Source organism: Diaphorobacter sp. LI3, from assembly GCF_022807955.1.
Lineage (GTDB): Bacteria > Pseudomonadota > Gammaproteobacteria > Burkholderiales > Burkholderiaceae_C > Diaphorobacter > Diaphorobacter nitroreducens.
Map to the genome: position 1 here is coordinate 460,334 of NZ_CP094346.1, position 20,251 is coordinate 480,584.

The 20,251-nt window shown below is 70.1% G+C and carries 16 protein-coding genes; 9 read left to right on the top strand and 7 right to left on the bottom strand.

Going from position 1 to position 20,251, the window contains the following annotated elements; genetic code table 11:
- Positions 1-35: 35 nt before the first annotated feature.
- Together MRB47_RS02210 and MRB47_RS02215 are read left to right on the top strand one after the other, a co-directional pair.
- Positions 36-2,708 (top strand): diguanylate cyclase domain-containing protein, encoded by a 2,673-nt coding sequence (locus MRB47_RS02210; RefSeq protein ID WP_252101786.1) that lies wholly within the window; start codon positions 36-38, stop codon positions 2,706-2,708.
- 54 nt (positions 2,709-2,762) lie between these two features.
- Positions 2,763-3,476, top strand: a complete 714-nt coding sequence (locus tag MRB47_RS02215) for a uracil-DNA glycosylase (protein ID WP_103738512.1) — start codon at positions 2,763-2,765, stop codon at positions 3,474-3,476.
- On the opposite strand, the gene MRB47_RS02220 is transcribed toward MRB47_RS02215, so the two are convergent.
- From MRB47_RS02220 to MRB47_RS02230, 3 genes are all read right to left on the bottom strand, one after another.
- Positions 3,477-4,364, bottom strand: a complete 888-nt coding sequence (locus MRB47_RS02220) for a DMT family transporter (protein WP_252101787.1) — start codon at positions 4,362-4,364, stop codon at positions 3,477-3,479.
- Positions 4,361-5,461 carry a tRNA preQ1(34) S-adenosylmethionine ribosyltransferase-isomerase QueA gene (queA, locus tag MRB47_RS02225; protein WP_252101788.1) on the bottom strand — a complete coding sequence of 367 codons (1,101 nt, stop codon included), beginning with the start codon at positions 5,459-5,461 and terminating at the stop codon, positions 4,361-4,363. Before queA ends, MRB47_RS02220 begins: the two co-directional genes overlap by 4 nt.
- A 103-nt stretch (positions 5,462-5,564) precedes the next feature.
- Entirely contained in the window at positions 5,565-6,827 is a 1,263-nt protein-coding gene (locus MRB47_RS02230) for an HD-GYP domain-containing protein (protein ID WP_252101789.1), read from the bottom strand.
- 58 nt (positions 6,828-6,885) lie between these two features.
- Here MRB47_RS02230 and recG point away from each other — a divergent pair, with 58 nt between their 5' ends.
- The 3 genes from recG to MRB47_RS02245 all read left to right on the top strand — a co-directional run bounded on the left by recG (position 6,886) and on the right by MRB47_RS02245 (position 10,687).
- Positions 6,886-9,057: an ATP-dependent DNA helicase RecG gene (gene recG / locus MRB47_RS02235; RefSeq protein WP_252101790.1), complete on the top strand. Its 2,172-nt coding sequence runs from the start codon at positions 6,886-6,888 to the stop codon at positions 9,055-9,057.
- Between the two features lie 68 nt (positions 9,058-9,125).
- The gene (locus MRB47_RS02240) at positions 9,126-10,091 is read left to right on the top strand and encodes a LysR substrate-binding domain-containing protein (RefSeq protein ID WP_252101791.1); all 966 of its coding nucleotides are present in this window, start codon (positions 9,126-9,128) and stop codon (positions 10,089-10,091) included.
- A 77-nt stretch (positions 10,092-10,168) separates the two neighbouring features.
- Entirely contained in the window at positions 10,169-10,687 is a 519-nt protein-coding gene (locus tag MRB47_RS02245) for a Dps family protein (RefSeq protein WP_011803840.1), read from the top strand.
- Positions 10,688-10,703: 16 nt separating this feature from the next.
- Here MRB47_RS02245 and MRB47_RS02250 read toward each other — a convergent pair whose 3' ends face one another.
- Positions 10,704-11,666 (bottom strand): IS110 family transposase, encoded by a 963-nt coding sequence (locus MRB47_RS02250; RefSeq protein WP_011804582.1) that lies wholly within the window; start codon positions 11,664-11,666, stop codon positions 10,704-10,706.
- Positions 11,667-11,896: 230 nt separating this feature from the next.
- Here MRB47_RS02250 and MRB47_RS02255 point away from each other — a divergent pair, with 230 nt between their 5' ends.
- On the top strand, positions 11,897-13,435 hold the full coding sequence (locus MRB47_RS02255) for a CYTH and CHAD domain-containing protein (RefSeq protein ID WP_252101792.1): 1,539 nt from the start codon (positions 11,897-11,899) through the stop codon (positions 13,433-13,435).
- A 194-nt stretch (positions 13,436-13,629) separates the two neighbouring features.
- Positions 13,630-14,502, top strand: a complete 873-nt coding sequence (gene ubiA / locus MRB47_RS02260) for a 4-hydroxybenzoate octaprenyltransferase (protein ID WP_252101793.1) — start codon at positions 13,630-13,632, stop codon at positions 14,500-14,502.
- A gap of 54 nt (positions 14,503-14,556) precedes the next feature.
- Here ubiA and proC read toward each other — a convergent pair whose 3' ends face one another.
- The 3 genes from proC to MRB47_RS02275 form a co-directional block, all read right to left on the bottom strand.
- Entirely contained in the window at positions 14,557-15,387 is an 831-nt protein-coding gene (gene proC, locus MRB47_RS02265; RefSeq protein WP_041836159.1) for a pyrroline-5-carboxylate reductase, read from the bottom strand.
- A 165-nt stretch (positions 15,388-15,552) separates the two neighbouring features.
- Positions 15,553-17,049 (bottom strand): glycerol kinase GlpK, encoded by a 1,497-nt coding sequence (glpK, locus tag MRB47_RS02270; protein WP_088887784.1) that lies wholly within the window; start codon positions 17,047-17,049, stop codon positions 15,553-15,555.
- 49 nt (positions 17,050-17,098) lie between these two features.
- Positions 17,099-17,866 (bottom strand): DeoR/GlpR family DNA-binding transcription regulator, encoded by a 768-nt coding sequence (locus tag MRB47_RS02275; RefSeq protein ID WP_041838933.1) that lies wholly within the window; start codon positions 17,864-17,866, stop codon positions 17,099-17,101.
- Positions 17,867-18,061: 195 nt separating this feature from the next.
- On the opposite strand from MRB47_RS02275, the gene MRB47_RS02280 reads away from it, so the two are divergent.
- Entirely contained in the window at positions 18,062-19,156 is a 1,095-nt protein-coding gene (locus MRB47_RS02280) for an ABC transporter ATP-binding protein (protein WP_252101794.1), read from the top strand.
- A gap of 1 nt (position 19,157) precedes the next feature.
- Positions 19,158-20,228 carry an ABC transporter ATP-binding protein gene (locus MRB47_RS02285; RefSeq protein ID WP_012655437.1) on the top strand — a complete coding sequence of 357 codons (1,071 nt, stop codon included), beginning with the start codon at positions 19,158-19,160 and terminating at the stop codon, positions 20,226-20,228.
- Positions 20,229-20,251 lie beyond the last annotated feature (23 nt).

Sequence of the window (20,251 nt, forward strand, 5' to 3'; positions counted from 1 at the left end):
GGCCATTCTTATCGTGCCCGCATGGAGGAGTTGCCTTGCGCGAGAGACCGGATACGCAGGCCGAGCGTTTTCGCAGGGAGTGGTGGTTGCTGGCGGGCCTGTGGCTGGCGCTGGGGGCGCTGATCGCAGTCGTGCTGAGCCTGGAGCGGCGCGACACCGAGGCACGCGAGCGCCAGCAGGTCGCGCACCAGGTGCATATCGTCCATGAGAACCTGGAGCGCCAACTGCATGCTGTGAACCAGGCGCTGGGGGATATTGTTGCGAACATGGCGCAGTGGCGCGCGCGCCCTGAAGGCGCCTTGCCGTTCAACGAGCGGCTGCGGGCCTTCAGCGACGCCATGACCGGCGTGCGCACGCTGACCGTGCTGGATGCCGAGGGTACGGTGGTCGCCTCCAGCCGCGCTGAACTGCTCGGGGAGAACTTTGCCTACCGCGATTACTTTCAGTCGGCGCGGCGACTGGCAAGCCGCGAGCAGCCCTCGCTGATCGTCAGTGCGCCCATGCGCACGGTGTTGGGTATCTGGGCCATCACGTTGTCGCGCCCGGTGGTGGCGGAAGATGGGCTGCCCGGCGGCGTGGTCGCGGCGACGCTGGACCCCGACGAGTTCAAGACCTTGCTGGACTCCGTGCGCTACGCCCCCGACGTGGAGAGCACCCTGGTGCACGGCGACGGCGTGCGCTTCCTGCGCGTGCCCGAACGGGCGGGGCTGCTGGGCGCCACGCTGGCGCAGCCCGGAACGCTCTTTCAGGCGCACCTGGACAGCGGGCGGATGGAAAGCCTCTTCGTCGGCGCGATGGAGCCGGACCCGACCGAGCGGCTGGTGGCGCTGCACACCATCTTTCCGGCCCACCTGCACATGGACAAGCCGTTGGTTGCGGCCGTTGCGCGGGACTGGAGCCAGGTGTTCGCCGCCTGGCGCGCGCGCGCCTGGACGCTGGGTGTGGCATGGCTGCTGACGGGGGTTGCCATTGGGCTGGGCCTGGGCTTCATGCAGCGCCGGCGCCGCCAGCTGTGGCGCCGCGAGCAGGCGCTGGCCGCCCAGGAGGCCGCGCTGCAGGCCCGCTGGCAGGCGGTGCTGCACGCCACCCAGCAGGGCGTGTGGGACTGGGACGTGGCCGCGGACACGGTGTATTTCTCGCCGGTATGGAAGACCATGCTCGGCTACGCGGAAGGCGACATCGGCGACGGCCTGCAGGAATGGGAAAGCCGCGTGCATCCCGACGATCTGGCGCGCGTGCACGCCGACATGGCGCGCCACCTGGCGGGTGAAACGGCGGTCTATGAAAACGTGCACCGCATGCGCTGCAAGGACGGCAGCTACAAATGGGTGCAGGACCGCGGCCAGGTGACCGCGCGCGACGCCAGCGGCCGACCCACCCGCCTCATCGGCACCCACACGGACGTGACCGCGCAGCGGCAGCACCAAGAGACGCTGGACCGCCTGGCCGAGAACGTGCCCGGCGCGCTGTACCAATACCAGCGCGAGCCCGACGGACGCAGCCACTTCCCGTACGCCAGCCCCGGGGTGCAGGACATCTACGGGCTTCCCCCGCAGGCCCTGTGCGTGGATGCGGAGCAGGTCTTCGCGCGCATCCACCCCGACGACCTGCAGGCGCTGCGCGAGAGCGTGCTGGCATCCGCGCAGACCCTGGAGCTGTGGCGCACCGAGTACCGCGTGCTCGTGCCCGGGGAGCGCGAGCGCTGGGTCAGCGGCCAGGCGCGGCCCGCGCGCACGGCCTCGGGCGCCGTGCTGTGGCATGGCTATATCCACGACGTGACGCTGGCCAAGCAGCAGGCGCTGCAGCAGCAGGAGACCGAGCGCCTGCTCACGCATCTGATGCAGGAGATGCCCATCGGGCTGTGCATGATCAATGCCGCGGGCGTGATCTACTTTCGCAACCGGCGCTTCCTGGACCTGTTCGGCTACACCGAGGCCGAGGTGCCCACGCTGGGGCAGTGGTGGCCGCGCGCGTATCCCGACCCGCACTACCGTGAACAGGTCATCGCCGCATGGCACGCAGACCTGGCGCAGGCAGGTGCGCAGGGGGGCGAGATCGCGGACAGGGAATACCGCGTCACCGACCGCGACGGCAGGCTGCATACGATGACCATCGGCGGGCTCGCGTTTGGAGACCATTGCATGGCCACGTTCGTGGACGTGACCGAGCAGCGCGCGCAACATGAACTGCTGCGCAAGCTGGCCTTCATGGACGGGCTCACGGGCCTGGCCAACCGTCGCCAGTTCGACCGCACCCTCAAAGCCGAATGGCGGCGCTGCCGGCGCAGCGGCCAGCCCCTGGCCGTGGTGATGGTGGACATCGACCATTTCAAGCAGTTCAACGACCTGTATGGCCACCAGCAGGGCGACGATTGCCTGCGCGCCGTGGCCGCCGCGCTGCGCGGCGGCCTGGGGCGGTCGCACGACCTCGTGGCCCGCTACGGCGGCGAAGAGTTCGTCTGCCTGTTGCCCGAGTGCGACCTGGACGGCGCGCGCGCCAAGGCGCAGGCGCTGTGCCGGGCCGTGCATGCGCGGCAGATGGAACACCGCGGCTCGCCGATTGCGCCCGTGGTCACGGTGAGTGCCGGGGTGGCCTGTGTGGTGCCCGGCGCCGAAGACACCCCCGAACAGTTGCTGGCGCGCGCGGATGCGAACCTGTACCGCGCCAAGGCGGCAGGCCGCAACCGGGTGCATGATGGAATGGATTAGCTATCGTAAATATAGCTTGCAGCGCAGAATGGATAAGCCTTGGAGCATGATTTGATGCTAAATACTCCCGCCGCCACGCAACTGCAAAGCGCCGACCCTGCCGACTGGCCTGTCGCGCCGGGCTGGCAGCCGCTGGTCGACACGTTCTTTGCCAGCGCGCGCGGCCGACAGTTGCTGGCCTTCCTGCAGGCGCGGCTGGAGGCCGGCGCCGCCATCTTCCCGCCGCAGCCGCTGCGGGCGCTGCAGCTCACCGCCCCCGAGGACACGCGCGTGGTCATCCTGGGGCAGGACCCGTACCACGGCCGTGGCCAAGCCGAGGGGCTGGCCTTTTCGGTCGCGCCGGGCGTGCGCCTGCCGCCCTCGCTGCAGAACATCTTCAAGGAAATGCAGCGCGACATGGGCGTACCCCTCCCACCGTTTCCCAACCCGGGCGGCAGCCTGGTGAAGTGGGCACAGAACGGTGTGCTGCTGCTCAACACCTGTCTCACGGTGGAAGAGGGCCAGGCCGCGAGCCACGCGGGCAAGGGCTGGGAGCAGCTGACCGATGCCGTCATCCGCGAGGTGGCCGAAGGGCCGCGCCCCGTGGTGTTCATGCTCTGGGGCAGCCATGCGCAGTCCAAGCGTGCCTTCATCCCGCAGGACCGGGGGCACCTGGTGCTTACCTCCAACCATCCCTCGCCGTTGTCGGCGCTGCGCCCGCCCGTGCCGTTCATCGGCAACGGCCACTTCGGCCAGGCGCGGGCGTTCCGCCAGCAGCACGGGTACTGATCAGCGCCGCTCGCGCACCGTCAGCCACGCGCTCGCAGCGCCGCTGGCGGCGATCAGGCAGATGCCCAGCAGCGACCAGCGGTCCGGCATGTGGCCGTACACCGCCCAGCCGGCCAGCATGGCAAACGCGATCTGGGTGTAGAGAAACGGCGCGATCGTGGCGGGCGCTGCGCAGGCGTAGGCCCGCAGCAGCAACAGATGGCCCAGCGCGCTCGACAGTCCCATGACCACCAGCCCCAGCCATACCCGGGCGCTGGTGATGGCGGTCCACACGAAGGGCGCCGCCAGCGTCATCAGCCCGGCGGCAATCCAGCTGGTATAGAACTGCGTGGTCGTGGGGGCCTCCTGCCCGGCCATGCGGCTGCTCAAGATCTGGTACCCCGTGCCGCAGGCCAGCATGCCCAGCGGCAGCACCAATACCCCGCTGAAGGACTGGCCGCCCGGGCGCAGGATCAGCAGCACGCTGGCCAGCCCCGTGGCCACCAGCAGCCAGCGCAGTGCGCTGACCGGCTGGCGCAGCCACAACGCGGCCACGAGCGTCACGCACAGCGGCGTGGCGGCCACGATGGCGGTGAACTCCGCCAGCGGCATGGCGCGGATGCTGAAGATGCCGAACAGGCTGGTCGCGGCGAACAGCACCGCGCGCAACAGTTGATAGCGCGGGTGGTCCGTGCGGGGCGGGCGCCAGCCGCTGCGTGGCAGCACATAGGCGCTGGTGACCAGCGACTGGAACACATAGCGCAGCCACAGCGCCAGCAGCAGCGGCGTGGTGGCGCTCACCAGCTTGGTGGCGGTGTCCAGCAGCGCGAACGAGGCGCAGGCGCCCACCGTGAGCGCGATGCCGGCCAGGGCGGTGCGGGGGCTGTGCCCGGCCGGCGCGGCGCTCATGCGCGGGGGCGCTCCAGCAGCATGCAGTCGCCGTAGCTGAAGAAGCGGTAGCGCTGCGCGACCGCGTGGCGGTACAGCTGCATGATGTGCTCGTAGCCCGCAAAGGCGCTCACCAGCATCATCAGCGTGCTCTTGGGCAGGTGGAAGTTGGTGAGCAGCAGGTCGACCACCTGGAACTGGAAGCCCGGCGTAATGAAGATGCTGGTGTCGCCCGCGGCCTGGCCGCTCGCGGCCCAGGATTCCAGCGTGCGCACCGTGGTCGTGCCCACGGCCACCACGCGGCCGCCGCGCTGGCGGCAGCGCTCCAGCGCCGCCAGCGTGGCCAGCGGTACCTCGTACCACTCGCTGTGCATGCGGTGCTCGGCCAGGTTCTCGGTCTTCACGGGCTGGAAGGTGCCCGCGCCCACGTGCAGCGTGACGCTGGCGCGCTCGATGCCGCGCTCGGCCAGGCGGGCCAGTACGGCATCGTCGAAGTGCAGCGCGGCCGTGGGCGCGGCCACCGCGCCGGGCGCGCGCGCGAACACGGTCTGGTAGCGCTCGCTGTCCTCGCCGGCATGGGGGTCGTTGCCGCCGGCCTGCTGGCGCTCGATGTAGGGCGGCAGCGGCAGGTGGCCGTGGCGCTCCATGAGCTCCCAGGGGCTCTCGCCCGCGGGGCCGCGCAGGGCCAGGCGAAACAGCGGGCCGTCCGCATCCGGGTAGCGGCCGAGCAGCGTGGCGTCGAACCCGCCCGCGGCCGCGCCGCCGGCCAGGTGGAGCGTGGCGCCGGGCAGCGGCTTCTTGCTGACCTTCATGTGCGCCACGACCTCGTTGCCGGTGAGCACGCGCTCGATCAACAGCTCCAGCTTGCCGCCGCTGGCCTTCTCGCCGAACACGCGGGCCTTGACCACGCGTGTGTCGTTGAACACCAGCAGGTCGCCCGGCTGCAGCAGGTCGGGCAGTTCGCGGAAGATGCGGTCGGTGGGCGGGACGGTGCGCCCGTCCAGCAGGCGCGAGCCGCTGCGCTGGGGGGCCGGGTGCTGGGCGATGAGCAGCTCGGGCAGCTCGAAGTCGAAGTCGCTCAGGGTGAAGGTGCGGGGTGCGGTGGAGGCGGAGGACATGCGGGGCTTGAGGGCCGGACGGGCCCGTTCCAAGGCAGAAAGACAAGCCCGCAATTCTCGCAAAGATGCCGCCGCCGTGCAGCGCGTTGGTGCACCTCGGGCGCTACCAGCGAGGGTCGGGCAGGTCGGACCAGAGTTGCGCGAGGTCGGGGAACTGCCAGCGCGCCGGGTCCTCGCGCGCGATGATCTTGTCGCGGCAGTCGGGCTCGGACAGGTCCACCACCTCGGGGGGGATGCGCAGATCGGATCGGGTGGAGTAGAAGACCCTCACGCGCGGCGCGATCAACTTGCCTGGCGACTGCTCTGTCACGACGCCCAGGCGGCCCGAGGCGAGGCGCACCAGCGAGCCCACGGGGTAGATGCCGATGCTCTTGACGAAGGCCTGGAACAGCCGGCTGTCAAAGTGGTCGCGGGTCCATTCCGCCATGCGGCGCAGCGACTCTGAGGGGTCCCAGCCGCGCTTGTAGGGCCGGTCCGACGTGATGGCGTCGTACACGTCGCAGATGGCAGTCATGCGCGCCAGCGTGCTGATCTGCTCGCCCGTGAGGCGGTGGGGGTAGCCCGTGCCGTCCATCTTCTCGTGGTGGTGCAGGCACGCGTCCAGCACGGGCTCGGGCAGGTCGGTGCCCTGCAGCAGGGCGTAGCCGGCCACGGGGTGGCTGCGCACCACGGTGAACTCGTCGTCGGTCAGCTTGCCGGGCTTGTTGAGCACTTCCAGCGGCACGGCCGCCTTGCCGATGTCGTGCAGCAGCCCGGCCAGCCCGGCCATGCGCGCGGCTCCATCGTCCATGCCGATCTGCCGGGCCAGCGCCACCATCAGCGCGGACACGGCGACCGAGTGCATGTAGGTGTACTCGTCGGCCGTCTTGAGCCGCGCCAGGCTGATGAGCGCGTCCGGGTTGCGCGTGACCGAGTCGGTGATCTCGTTGACCATTTCCTGCGCCACGGCGGTATCGATGGCGCGGCCCAGGCGTGCCTGGCCGAACATCGTGACCACGGCCTGCTTGGCCTGCGAGCAGATGGCCGCCGCCCGGCGCAGCTCCTGGTCCATGCCTGCCGGCTGGGGCGTCACGGCCGGGGCAGGCGGCGCGGGCTGGGTAGGCAGGTCCTCCAGATGCTGGAAGTCGCTGTCCACCTGCGCGTCGGCTTCGGCGCGGGACACGCTGGCCGTGCCGGGCGCGATGTCCAGGCCCTTGGATGTGTCGATCCAGACCTCGTGGATCTCCGTGGCGCGGATGCGCGCCAGGTCTTGCGGATCCTGCAGCAGAAAGCGCGAGCGCCAGAAGGGGTGCTCCATCCAGGAGCCGCAGAACTCATGCAGGTACATGCCCAGGGTGAGATGCTTGACTTCGATGCGCTTGAGCATGACGGGAGACGACGAGACGGTAACGTGTGGTAACTGCGGGCATGGTAGCCTTTTTGCCGTGCCCAGACCCACACGTTCCTCCACGTCCGCCTCGTCCTCCGCGAAGCCCGCCCCCAGCCCCGCACAGCAGGCCCTCGTCAAGCTGGGGCTGGTGCGCGACATCGACCTGGCCCTGCACCTGCCCCTGCGCTACGAGGACGAGACGCGCATTACGCCGATCCGCAGCGCACGCGATGGCGACACGGTGCAGATCGAGGCCACGGTGACCGCCAGCGAGGTGCAGATGCGTCCGCGCCGGCAACTGGTGGTGACCGTGGAGGACGGCACCGGCAGCTGCGAGCTGCGCTTCTTCAGCTTCTACCCTTCGCACCAGAAGACCATGGCCGTGGGCGCGCGCCTGCGCGTGCGCGGCGAAATCAAGGGCGGTTTCTGGGGCCGCCAGATGCTGCACCCGGCGTTCCGCAAGGCCGAAGGGGACTTGCCCGCGGCACTGACCCCCGTCTATCCCACGGTGGCGCAGCTGCCTCAGGCGTACCTGCGCCGCGCCGTGGCGAGCGCCCTCACGCGCGTGGAATTGCCCGAGACGCTGCCGCCGGGGCTCGAACCCCCCGCGGTTCCCTCGGGGGTGCGGATTGATGACCAAAACGGCCTCCAGCGCCCATGGAGCCTGCGCGAGGCGCTTCTGTTTTTGCATCACCCCACGCCCGATGTGGCGCTGGCCACGCTGCAGGACCACAGCCACCCGGCGTGGCAGCGCCTGAAGGCCGAGGAACTGCTGGCGCAGCAGCTGTCGCAGCTCACCGCCAAGCGCGAGCGCGCCCGCCTGCGTGCCCCGGCGCTGCGCCCGCAGACGCAGGCAGGGGGCACGCCGCTGCACGAGCAATTGCTGGGCGTGCTGCCCTTCAGCCTGACGGCCGCGCAGCGCCGCGTGGGTGAGGAGATCGCGCGCGATCTGGCCCGGCCGGTGCCCATGCACCGTTTGCTGCAGGGTGATGTGGGCTCGGGCAAGACCGTGGTGGCCGCGCTGGCCGCCACGGTGTGCATGGACGCGGGCTGGCAGTGTGCGCTGATGGCGCCCACCGAGATCCTGGCCGAGCAGCACTTCGCCAAGCTCATCGGCTGGCTGCAGCCGCTGCTGGCCGAGCGCGGGCGCCAGGTGGCGTGGCTGGTGGGCGGGCAGAAGAAGAAGGAGCGCGCCGAGATGCTCGCGCGCATCGAAAGCGGCGAGGCCGCGCTGGTTGTGGGCACGCACGCCGTCATCCAGGAGCAGGTGCGTTTCAAGAACCTGGCGCTGGCGGTGATCGACGAGCAGCACCGCTTCGGCGTGGCACAACGCCTGGCGCTGCGCAAAAAGCTGGAGCACGCCGGCATGGAGCCGCACCTGTTGATGATGAGTGCCACGCCCATCCCGCGCACGCTGGCCATGAGTTACTACGCCGATCTGGACGTGTCCACCATCGACGAGCTGCCGCCCGGGCGCACGCCCATCGTCACCAAGCTGATCGCGGACAGCCGCAAGGATGAGGTGGTCGAGCGCATCGGTGCGCAGGTGGCGGCGGGCCGGCAGGTGTACTGGGTGTGCCCGCTGATCGAGGAGAGCGAGGCGCTGGACCTGTCCAACGCTACCGCCACGCACGCCGAGTTGAGCGAGGCGTTGCAGGGCGACGCGGCGCACGGGCGCGCGCCCGTGATGGTGGGCCTGCTGCACTCGCGCATGCCCGCCACCGAGAAGAAGGCCGTGATGGACCTGTTCAAGGGCGGGCAGATGGGCGTGCTGGTGTCCACCACCGTGATCGAAGTGGGCGTGGACGTGCCCAACGCCTCGCTCATGGTCATCGAGCATGCCGAGCGCTTCGGCCTGTCGCAGCTGCACCAGCTGCGCGGGCGCGTGGGGCGCGGCGCGGCGGCTTCGGCCTGCGTGCTGCTGTACTCCATGGGCGACTCGGGCCGCCTGGGCGAGACCGCGCGCGACCGCCTGAAGGCCATGGCCGAGACCACCGACGGTTTCGAGATCGCGCGGCGCGACCTGGAGATCCGCGGGCCTGGCGAGTTCCTGGGCGCTCGCCAGTCGGGCGACGCACTGCTGCGCTTTGCCGACCTGGCCACCGATACGCTGCTGCTGGAATGGGCGCGCGAGACGGCGCCACAGATGCTGGACCGCCACCCGCTGCTGGCCGAGCGCCACATCCAGCGCTGGCTTGGCGGAAAATCGGACTATCTCAAAGCCTGATGGGCCGCCCGTGGCCGCACAGCGCGGCGGGCGTTGCACAATGGCCGATTCTGCCGGCCGGATTCGCCATGACTCTTACCGAACTCAAATACATCGTCGCCGTTGCGCGTGAAAAACACTTCGGCCGCGCCGCCGAAGCCTGCTATGTCTCGCAGCCCACGCTGTCGGTAGCGGTGAAGAAGCTCGAGGACGAGCTGGAGGTCAAGCTCTTCGAGCGCAGCGCGGGCGATGTCTCCGTCACGCCGCTGGGCGAGGAAATCGTGCGCCAGGCGCAGAGCGTGCTGGAGCAGGCCGCCGCCATCAAGGAGATCGCCAAGCGCGGCAAGGACCCGCTGGCCGGCGCCCTCACGCTGGGCGTGATTTACACCATCGGCCCCTACCTGCTGCCCGAGTTGGTGCGCCATGCCATCGCGCGCACGCCGCAGATGCCGCTGATGCTGCAGGAGAACTTCACCGTGAAGCTGCTGGAGATGCTGCGCACCGGGGAGATCGACTGCGCCATCATGGCCGAGCCGTTCCCCGACACCGGCCTGGCCATCGCGCCGCTGTATGACGAACCCTTCTTGGCGGCCGTGCCCAGCAGCCACCCGCTGGCCGAGCGCGATGCGGTCTCGGCGTCGGAACTCAAGAACGAAACCATGCTGCTGCTGGGCGCGGGCCACTGCTTTCGCGACCACGTGCTGGAGGTGTGCCCCGAGTTCGCGCGCTACGCGAGCAATGCCGAAGGCATTCGCCGCACGTTCGAAGGCTCGTCGCTGGAGACCATCAAGCACATGGTCTCCGCCGGCATGGGCGTGACGCTGGTGCCACGCCTGTCGGTGCCGCGGGATGCGCTGCACACGGGTGCACGCCGGCGCAAGAGCGACGACACGCACATCCGCTACCTGCCAATCGTCGAGAGCGACGGCAGCCCGCCGCCGAAGCGCCGCGTGGTCCTGGCCTGGCGGCGCAGCTTCACGCGCTACGAGGCCATCGCCGCGCTGCGCAACGCTGTCTACGCCTGCGAGTTGCCCGGCGTCACGCGCTTGTCTTGACGCAGGGCGATGCTGCGCGGCGCGGTAGTTGGTACAGTCATGGCAGAGTCATCCCCACCACCCAGAAAGGACGCACCATGGCCAAGCCCAGCAGCAAATCCGTCAGCACCAAGAGCGGCGCACCGCGCATCAACATCGGCATCAGCGACAAGGACCGGGCCGCCATCGCGCAGGGCCTGTCGCGCCTGCTGGCCGACACCTACACGCTGTACCTCACGACCCACAACTTCCACTGGAACGTGACGGGCCCGATGTTCAACACGCTGCACACCATGTTCATGGCGCAGTACACAGAGCTGTGGAACGCCGTGGACCCGGTGGCCGAGCGCATCCGCTCGCTGGGCCATGTGGCGCCGGGCTCCTACGCGCAGTTCGGCCAGCTCACCAGCCTGCCCGACGTGCCGGCCCAGCCGCCCAAGGCGACCGAGATGATCCGCATCCTGGTGGAAGGCCATGAGGCCGTGGCCCGCACTGCGCGCGAGCTGTTTCCCCTGGCCGACAAGGCCAGCGACGAGCCCACGGCCGACCTGCTGACCCAGCGCCTCACGGTGCACGAGCAAACGGCCTGGATGCTGCGCTCGCTGCTGGAGGACTGAGTAACCGTCTTCGAAGTCAAGCGCAATGAAGCGACTTGTCCCAAGGTTTTCCAGTGCGCACCATGGCGTTGAGCGTGGTGAGCAACTTGCGCATGCAAGCGACCAGGGCGACCTTGGGCAACTTGCCAGCGGCCTTCAGACGCTCGTAGAAGGCCTTGATGGCCGGGTTGTAGCGGGTGGCCGTGAGCGTTGCCATGTACAGCACGCGGCGGATCTCGAAGCGCCCGCCTTGTACGCGCCGCCTGCCCTTGCTGCCGCCGGAGTCATTGGCCATGGGCGCCACGCCCACCAATGCAGCGATCTCGCGCCGGTTCAGCCGGCCCAGCTCTGGCAGCTCGGCAATCATCGTGGCACTGGCCACCGGGCCGACTCCCGCAGCCGACTGCAGCAGCGTGTCGAGCTCCCCAAAGTGCTCGCGCACATGCGTGACCATCTGCTCTTCGATCTCATCGAGCTGCGCCTTGATCGCCGCCTCGATGGCCTCGATGCTGGCGTGCAGCTTCTTGGGCGTGATCTGCAGCCGTTGGCGCTCCGAATGGAGCATGGTCAGCAACTGGCGCCTGCGCGTGACCAGGGCCGCGAGCCACTGCTGGCGCTCATCGGCCAGGGGGCGCAAGAAGCGCTGCAGATCGTCGCGGCGCAGCAGCACCGCTGCCAGCTCGGCCAGCGTGCGCGCATCCACCGCGTCGGTCTTGGCCAGGCGTCCCATGGATTTGGCGAAGTCGCGCGCCTGGCGCGGGTTGATGACCGCCACGGGCAGGCCTGTGGCCTGCAGGGCACACGCTAACGCGGCCTCGTAGCCGCCGGTGGCCTCCATCACCACCAGACCCACGTCCAGGGGCTGCAGGGCAGCCGCCAGCGCCGAGTGGCCTTCGGCATCGTTGTCAAACCGCTGGGCGCTGCTCTTGGCACCCAGCACACAGACATCCACGTGCGCCTTGGCCACGTCGATGCCCACCGTCACTGAGGTAACAGACATGATCTTCAGATCCCTTGCTTGTGCATGCGCGCTCAATCAAGGCGCGCGTAACCGTTCGGGCTTCACGAAGACCAGCGCGGCGGCCATGCGTTCTGTACTCAGTCACGGGCTCTATCACCCCAGCGCCTACCAAACTGCACGGGCCGGTCTGGCCGCCTCAACGGCGTTCAGACTCTACCGCGCTGGTCTGGTTTAAAGATACAAGCGCAACTGTGCACGCGGGCCGGGCCATGTCCGCCACCGAGACAGAGCTCAAGCTGGCGCTGCCCCCGCGTGATGCGGCGGCGCTGGCGGTGCGCCTCATGCGCGAGCCGGCGCTGGCACGCGCCACGCCGGTGCGTGAGCACCTGGTCAGCCTCTACCACGACACGCCTGCGCAGGACCTGCTGCGCCAGCGCGTCGCCCTGCGCCTGCGCCGCGAGGGGCCTGAGGGCGCGGGTGCCCGCTGGCTGCAGACCCTCAAGACCGCGGGCGACACCACGTCCGCGCTGAGCCAGCGCGGCGAGTGGGAAATGCCCGTGGCCGGCCCGGCGCTGGAGCTGCACCGGTTGGAGGGCACGCCCTGGCCCGCCATGGACCTCGATGGCGTGCTGGCCGCCGCGCTGCAACCGTGCTTTACCACCGACTTCGTGCGCACCCGCTGGCGTGTGCGGGTGCGCGGCGGCGCCGTGGTGGAGGTGGCGCTGGACGTGGGCGCCGTGACCGCCACGGTGGACGGCGCGGCGCATGCCACGCCGCTGTGCGAACTGGAGCTGGAGTTGCTGCAGGGGCCTCCCGAGGCACTGCTGGCGCTGGCGCGGCGCATCGCGCGGCACGTGCCGGTGCTGCCGCTGGCCGCGAGCAAGGCCGCACGCGGCTACGCGCTGCTGTACCCGCCGGCCAGCCCGGCCGTGGAGGCCCAGCCGCCCGCGCTGAAGCGCGGCATGACGGTGGCGCAGGTCGCCGAACGCGTGCTGCAGGAGCCTTTCCACCAGTTTTGCGCCAACCTGTTTGCGCTGCAACAGGGCAGCGACGCGCCCGAGGTGGTGCACCAGGCCCGCGTGGGCTGGCGCCGGCTGCGCAGCCTGGCGCGCCTCTTTGCCCCGGCCTGTGCCGCGCGGCCGGCCCCCGCCGCCGTAGCGCTGGCGCCGCTGCTGCAGTCCCTGGGACATTTACGCGACCTGGATGTGGCGCGCACCCAGACGCTGCCTGCGTTGGCCGCGCACTACGCGCAGGGCGGCGCGCGGCAGGCCGCCGCCTGGGCGGCAGCGCAGGCCGCGCTGGATGCCGCCGCAGACCAGGCCCGCGCGCAAACGCGCGCCGCACTCCATCGGCCCGCCGTGGGCGCCGCGCTGCTGGCCTGGCAGGACTGGTTGCATGGCTGGGCGCTGGCCGCCCAGGGGGAGCGCGGCGTGGACGCCTGTGCCAGCGATGCCCTGGCCGGCGCGCCGGCGCGGCACTGGGTGCGCAAGCGCGTCCAGCGGCTGGTGCGGCGCCTGGGCGCGGCGCTCAAAACGGCGGGCGATGACGAAGGCCTGCACCATGCCCGCATTCTCGCCAAGCGGTTGCGCTACGGCAGCACGTCGCTGGCGCCGCTGCTGCCCCGTCGCATGGGCCGCCACCGGGGCGCGGCCGAGCAGTGGCAGGAGCGCCTGGGCGCGCAGCGCGACTGGGCGCGGGCCGCCGCTCTGGTGGCTGTCTGCGGGGGCGATGCCGCCGTGGTTGCTTTCCTGCGCGGGGCCGCGCTGGGGCGCGGCTGGGATCCCCTGCGGGACGCCGCGCGCCGTTGAACGGCAGTCTTCCGCTCACGGGCAGTGCCGTGCGACCACGCGGGCGCGCCGGCCACCATGGCGTATAAAAGCGGGCTTTGGCGCACGCTGGCGGGCACCCGTCCCCGTGTGCTGCGTCGTCCGCGGGCCTTGTGCCTTCGGTGTCCGTGTCCGCCCCGTGGCGCCCTGCGCAACCTGTCTTTTCCCTTGCCTCCATGTCCGCTGTCGCCCCGCGCTCCCGCCTGTCCCTGTACCTCGACCTGATCCGCTGGAACCGCCCCGCGGGCTGGCTGGTGCTGGTGTGGCCCACGCTGGCGGCGCTGTGGGTGGCGGCGGACGGCTTTCCCGGCTGGCACCTGCTGGCGGTTTTCGTGGCCGGCACGGTGCTCATGCGCAGTGCGGGTTGCACCATCAACGACATTGCCGACCGCGACTTCGACCGCCATGTGAAGCGCACCACGCAGCGCCCCATCACCAGCGGCCAGCTGGGCGTGAAAGAGGCCGCGCTGGTGGGCGTGGTGCTCACGCTGGCGGCTTTCGTGCTGGTGCTCACCACGCGCTGGGAGGCGGTGGCCTGGTCGGTGCCCGCGGTGTTGTTCACCATCCTGTACCCGTTCACCAAGCGGTTCTTCGCCATGCCGCAGGCGTTCCTGGGCATTGCGTTCAACTTCGGCATCGTGATCGCCTTTGCGGCCGTGCAGGGCCGGGTGCCGGCCACGGCCTGGGTGCTGTGGCTGGCCAACCTGTTCCTGGTGCTGGCCTACGACACCGAGTACGCCATGGTGGACCGCGACGACGATCTGAAGATTGGCATGAAGACCTCGGCCATCACGCTGGGGCGCTTCGACGTGGCGGCCATCATGGGCTTCTTCGTGCTGTGCCTGGGGCTCACGGCGTGGGTGCTCGCGCCCTACGGCCTGGGCTGGCCGCTGTGGCTGGGGCTGGGCGTGGCGGCGGCGCAGGTGGCATGGCACTTCACGCTGATCAAGGACCGCACGCGCGAGGGGTGCTTTACCGCCTTCAGCAAGAGCCACTGGATCGGCGCGGCGATCTTTGCCGGCGTGGCGCTAGGGTATTTGCTACGCTAGTGATAGCTGCCAGCGCTTGACTGTCAACCGCTGGAGCTATTTTTGACGCTTGAATCAGGCGCCGAACTCGGCCGCCAGTTCCTTGGCACGGGCCTCTGCCGCGCGCATGGCGGCGATGAAGTGCGCGGGCACCTGTGCAGCCTGCAGGTGCGTGATGGCGGCGTGCGTGGTGCCGCCCTTGCTGGTCACGCGCTGGCGCAGCACCTCGGCGCTCTCGGGCGAGCGCGCGGCCAGCTCCGATGCGCCCTGGAACGTGGCCACGGCCAGCTGGTAGGCCTGCGCGGGGGGCAGGCCCATGTCCACGCCGGCCTGGGTCATGGCTTCGAGGAACAGAAACACATAGGCCGGGCCGGAGCCCGACAGCGCGGTGACCGCGTCGAGCTGCTCCTCGGCCTCCACCCAGACGAACTGGCCGGTGGTGGCGATCACGCGTTCCACCAGCGCCTTGCCCTGCGGGTCCACTTGCGGGCGGGCGAACAGGCCGGTGATGCCCTTGCCCACCAGCGCGGGGGTGTTGGGCATGGCGCGCACGATGTGCTGCGTGTCCAGCCAGCGCGCGATGCTGTCCGTGGGAATGCCGGCGGCCACGCTCAGGTGCAGGGCGGTGGCGGTGTGGGCGCGGGTGGCGGCGGCGGCTTCCTTGAAGGTCTGGGGCTTGACGGCCCAGACGACCAGCGCGGCGCGCGCGAGCGCATCGCCAGCCGCGGGCTGCGCGGTGATGCCGAACTTCTCCCGCAGCGCGGCGCGCGCGGGCTCGAAGGGTTCGACCACCTCGATCTGGCCGGCCGGTAGGCCGCGCTGCAGCAGGCCGCCGATGATGGCGCTGGCCATGTTGCCGCCGCCGATGAAGGCAATGGGGGGAAGGGGGGATGCGCTGGCTGTCATGGGATTGGGCGGGGAAGCGATGGGGTCAGGCGGCATTGTGCGCCGTCCAGCATCATTCAGAGTGATTCAAAAACAGGAGCTGCTCGCGCTTGCTATGCAGGGGATTCAGAGGGTTTTGTGTCTGAAAATGCGTTGCAGCAAGCGCCAGCAGCTATGGTTTTTACGTCAACCGGGTAGCACGGCCTGCGCGACGGCGTGCTCCCAACGCGCCATCAACGCCTCGGCCTGGCTGCGCGGCAGGGTGGGGGTGAAGCGCCGCTCGGCTTGCCACAGGGCAGACAGCTCGTCGGTGCTGGCATACACGCCGCTCGCCAGGCCCGCCAGGTAGGCGGCGCCCAGGGCGGTGGTCTCCACCACGGCGGGGCGCACCACGGGAATGCCCAGCAGGTCGGCCTGGAACTGCATCAGCAGGTCGTTCACGCAGGCGCCGCCGTCCACGCGCAGCTCGCTCACCGGGGCGCCGCCTGCGGCCACGGCGTCGCGGCTCATGGCGGCCAGCAGCGCGGCGCTCTGGTAGGCAATGGATTCGAGCGCGGCGCGCGCGATGTGCGCGATGGTGGTGCCGCGCGTGAGGCCGGTGATGGTGCCGCGCGCGTCGGGCTTCCAGTAGGGCGCGCCCAGGCCGGTGAAGGCGGGCACCATCATCACGCCGCCCGAGTCGGGCACGCTTTCGGCCAGCGCCTGCACCTCGGAGCTGGCCGAGATGGCGCGCAGCCCGTCGCGCAGCCACTGCACCACGGCGCCGCCCACGAACACGCTGCCTTCCATGGCGTACTCGGGCGATCGGCCGGCTTGCGCCGCGCTGGTGGTGAGCAGGCCGTTCTCGCTTTTCTGAAAGCGGCTGCCGGTGTGCATGAGCATGAAACAGCCCGTGCCGTAGGTGTTCTTGGCCATGCCGGCGGTGAAGCACGCCTGGCCGAAGAGCGCGCTTTGCTGGTCGCCTGCCACGCCGCCAATGGCGATCGGGCCGCCCAGCAGCGCCGCGTCGGTGGCGCCGAAGTCGCTGGCCGATGGCAGCACCTCGGGCATCAGCGCGCGCGGGATGCGCAGGAGCTGCAGCAGCTCATCGTCCCACTGGTTGGTGTGCACGTTGAACAGCATGGTGCGGCTGGCGTTGCTCACGTCGGTGACATGGCGCTTGCCGCCGGTGAGCTGCCAGATGAGCCAGCTGTCCACGGTGCCGAAGGCCAGCTCGCCGGCCTCGGCCGCGTCGCGCGCGCCGGGCACGTGGTCCAGCAGCCATTGCAGTTTGGTGCCGGAGAAATAGGCGTCGATCAGCAGGCCCGTCTTGGCCTGGATGGCGGCGGCATGGCCCTGTTCGCGCAGTTGCGCGCAGGCGGGCTCGGCGCGCCGGTCCTGCCAGACGATGGCGTGGTGCACGGGCTCGCCGGTGCGGCGGTTCCACAGCACGGTGGTCTCGCGCTGGTTGGTGATGCCCAGGGCGCGCACGTCCTGCGCGGTGATGCGCGCCTCGCGCAGCGCGTCCTGCGCAGTGGCGAGCTGCGTGCGCCAGATCTCGCGCGGGTCATGTTCCACCCAGCCGGGGCGGGGGTAGATCTGCGGCAGCTCGCGCTGCGCCTGGGCCACGATGCGGCCACGTTCGTCGAACACGATGCTGCGGGAGCTGGAGGTGCCTTGGTCGAGTGCGAGCAGGTAGGTCATGGGCGGAGCGTAACGTGTTGGGGCGCTGTTCAATCGCCGGGAGGGCCTCTCATGCGGCAGCCACGGTGCATTGCACGCCGGCCTCGTGCAGCAGGGCCGGGAAGGGCTCGGGCGGCGGCGCGTCGGTGAACAGCCGGTCGATCTGCGCGAGCTGCGCCAGCTGCACCATGGCCGGACGATTGAACTTGGTGTGGTCGGCGGCCAGCCAGACCTCGCGCGCGTGTTCGATGATGGTCTGCGCGACCTTCACCTCGCGCATGTCGTAGTCGCGCAGCGAGCCGTCGGGCTCGATGCCGGAGATGCCGATGAGTGCGATGTCCACGCGGAACTGGCGGATGAAGTCCACCGCCGCCTCGCCCACGATGGCGCGGTCGCGCTTGCGCACCACGCCCCCGGCCACGATCACCTCGCAGTCGGGGTTGGCGCACAGGATGGCGGCCACGTTCAGGTTGTTGGTCAGCACGCGCAGGCCCTTGTGGTGCAGCAGCGCCTTAGCAATGGCTTCGGTGGTGGTGCCGATGTTCAGGATCAGCGAACAGTTGTCGGGCACCTGCGCGGCCACGGCGCGCGCGATGCGCGCCTTGCCCGTGGAGTTCAGCGCCTCGCGCTGGGTATAGGCCAGGTTCTCCACGGTGGAGCTGGGCATGCGTACCCCGCCATGAAAGCGGCTGACCAGGCCCAGTTCGGCCAGGCGCTGTACGTCGCGGCGCACGGTCTGCAGCGTCACGCCCAGGATGTCGGCCAGCTGCTCCACGCTCAGCGACTTGCGCAGGCGTACTTCATCGAGCAACTGGAGTTGGCGGGGGTTGGTGTTCACGGGCGGCGCTGGGGCGGGCATGGCGATGGGGTGGGATGCACTTTAAAACGAACAAAAAGGAATCGAGCAAGGGTAAACCTTGATTCGTTTCGATCACAAAAGAACAAAAATGAATGAATACGAAGATTTTGTCGGGAGTGGCAGGCGTGCGGACGCCTGGCACCCCCGCTGCCACAGGGGAGGCGAGGAGCGCGCATGGAGCTGATTTTGGACGGCATCACCAAGCGGGTCGGCCCGCAGGTGTGGCTGCATGGCATGGGCCTGCGGCTGCATAGCGACGCCGTGACCGTGCTGCTGGGGGCCACGCAGGCGGGCAAGACCAGCCTGATGCGCATCATGGCCGGGCTGGACCGGCCCACCGAGGGCCGCGTGCGTGTGGACGGCGTGGACGTCACCGGCGTGCCCGTGCGTGAGCGCAACGTGGCCATGGTGTACCAGCAGTTCATCAACTACCCGTCGCTCACGGTGGCGGACAACATCGCCTCGCCGCTCAAGCTGCGCGGCGACAAGAACGTGGCCGCGCGCGTGCGCGAACTGGCCGAGCGGCTGCACATCACGCCTTTCCTCGATCGGCTGCCGTCCGAGCTGTCGGGCGGGCAGCAGCAGCGCGTGGCACTGGCGCGCGCACTGGCCAAGGGCGCCCCGCTGATGCTGCTGGACGAGCCCCTGGTCAACCTGGACTACAAGCTGCGCGAGGAGTTGCGCGAGGAACTGTCGCAGCTATTCGCCGCCGGCGGCTCTACCGTGGTCTACGCCACCACCGAACCGGGCGAGGCGCTGCTGCTGGGCGGCTACACCGCTGTGCTGCACGAGGGTGAGCTGCTGCAGTACGGCCCCACGGCCGAGGTGTTCCACGCGCCGCGCTCGCTGCGCGTGGCACGCGCCTTCAGCGACCCGCCCATGAACCTGCTGCCCGCGCAGCCCGTGCCCGGCGGCGTGCAGCTGGCGGGCGGCAGCGTGCTGGCCCTGCGCCAGCCGCTGCAGGCCCCTGCGGGCGGCACGCTCACGGTGGGCCTGCGCGCCAGTGCCCTGCGGCTGGCCCAGCGCGCGGGCGACGTGGCGGTGCAGGGTGTGGTGGAGCTGGCGGAGATCTCCGGATCCGACACCTTCGTGCACGCCGCCACGCCCTGGGGCGCGCTGGTGGCGCAGGTCACGGGCGTGCACTATCTGGAACTGGGCAGCGCCGTCACGCTGTACCTCGATCCGGCGCAGGCCTATGTGTTCGGCCCCGATGGCGCGCTGGCCCTGGCGCCCGTGCGCGCCTCGGAACGCGCGCAGGGAGGGCACTGACATGGCGCGCATCGAGCTCAACCTGGCGCATTCCTACAAACCCCGCCCGCAGCAGGACAGCGACTACGCGCTGCTGCCGCTGGACATGGTCTTCGATGACGGCGGCGCCTACGCGCTGCTGGGCCCCTCGGGCTGCGGCAAGACCACCATGCTGAACATCATGTCCGGCCTGCTCGTGCCCTCGCAGGGGCAGGTGCGGTTTGACGGCCGCGACGTCACGCGCGCGAGCCCGCAGGAGCGCAACATCGCCCAGGTGTTCCAGTTCCCGGTGATCTACGACACCATGACGGTGGCCGAGAACCTGGCCTTCCCGCTGAAGAACCGCAAGGTGCCTGAGGCGCACATCCGCCAGCGCGTGGGGAAAATCGCCGAGATGCTGGAGATGAGCGGTCAGCTCGACCAGCGCGCGGCCGGCCTGTCGGCCGACGCCAAGCAGAAGATCTCGCTGGGCCGCGGCCTGGTGCGCGAGGACGTCGCGGCCGTGCTGTTCGACGAGCCGCTCACGGTGATCGACCCGCACCTCAAGTGGCAACTGCGCCGCAAGCTCAAGCAGATTCACCATGAGCTCAAGCTCACGCTGATCTACGTGACGCACGACCAGGTGGAGGCACTCACCTTCGCCGACCAGGTGGTGGTGATGACGCGCGGGCGCGTGGTGCAGATGGGCACGCCGGGCGATCTGTTCGAGCGCCCGCAGCACGCCTTCGTGGGCCACTTCATCGGCTCGCCGGGCATGAACTTCCTGCCCGCGCAGGTGCAGGGCGGCGAGATCACCGTGGCCGCGCAGCGCTGGGCTCTGCCGCGTGCGCTGCCGGAGGGCGCCGTGCAACTGGGCGTGCGCCCCGAATACCTGGCCCTGGCCGACGCGCATGCGCCCGGTGCGTTGCGCTGCACCGTGGCGCGCGTGCAGGACGTGGGCACGCACCAGATGCTCACGGCCACCGTAGAGGGTCAGTCCCTCAAGGCCCGTTTCGCGCCCGAGCAGGCGCTGCCCGCGCCGGGCGAGGCGGTCTGGCTGCAGGTGCTGGGCGAGCACACCTGCTTCTACAAGAACGAGGAGCTGCTGCCATGAATGGCTACCCCCTGAGCCGCAGC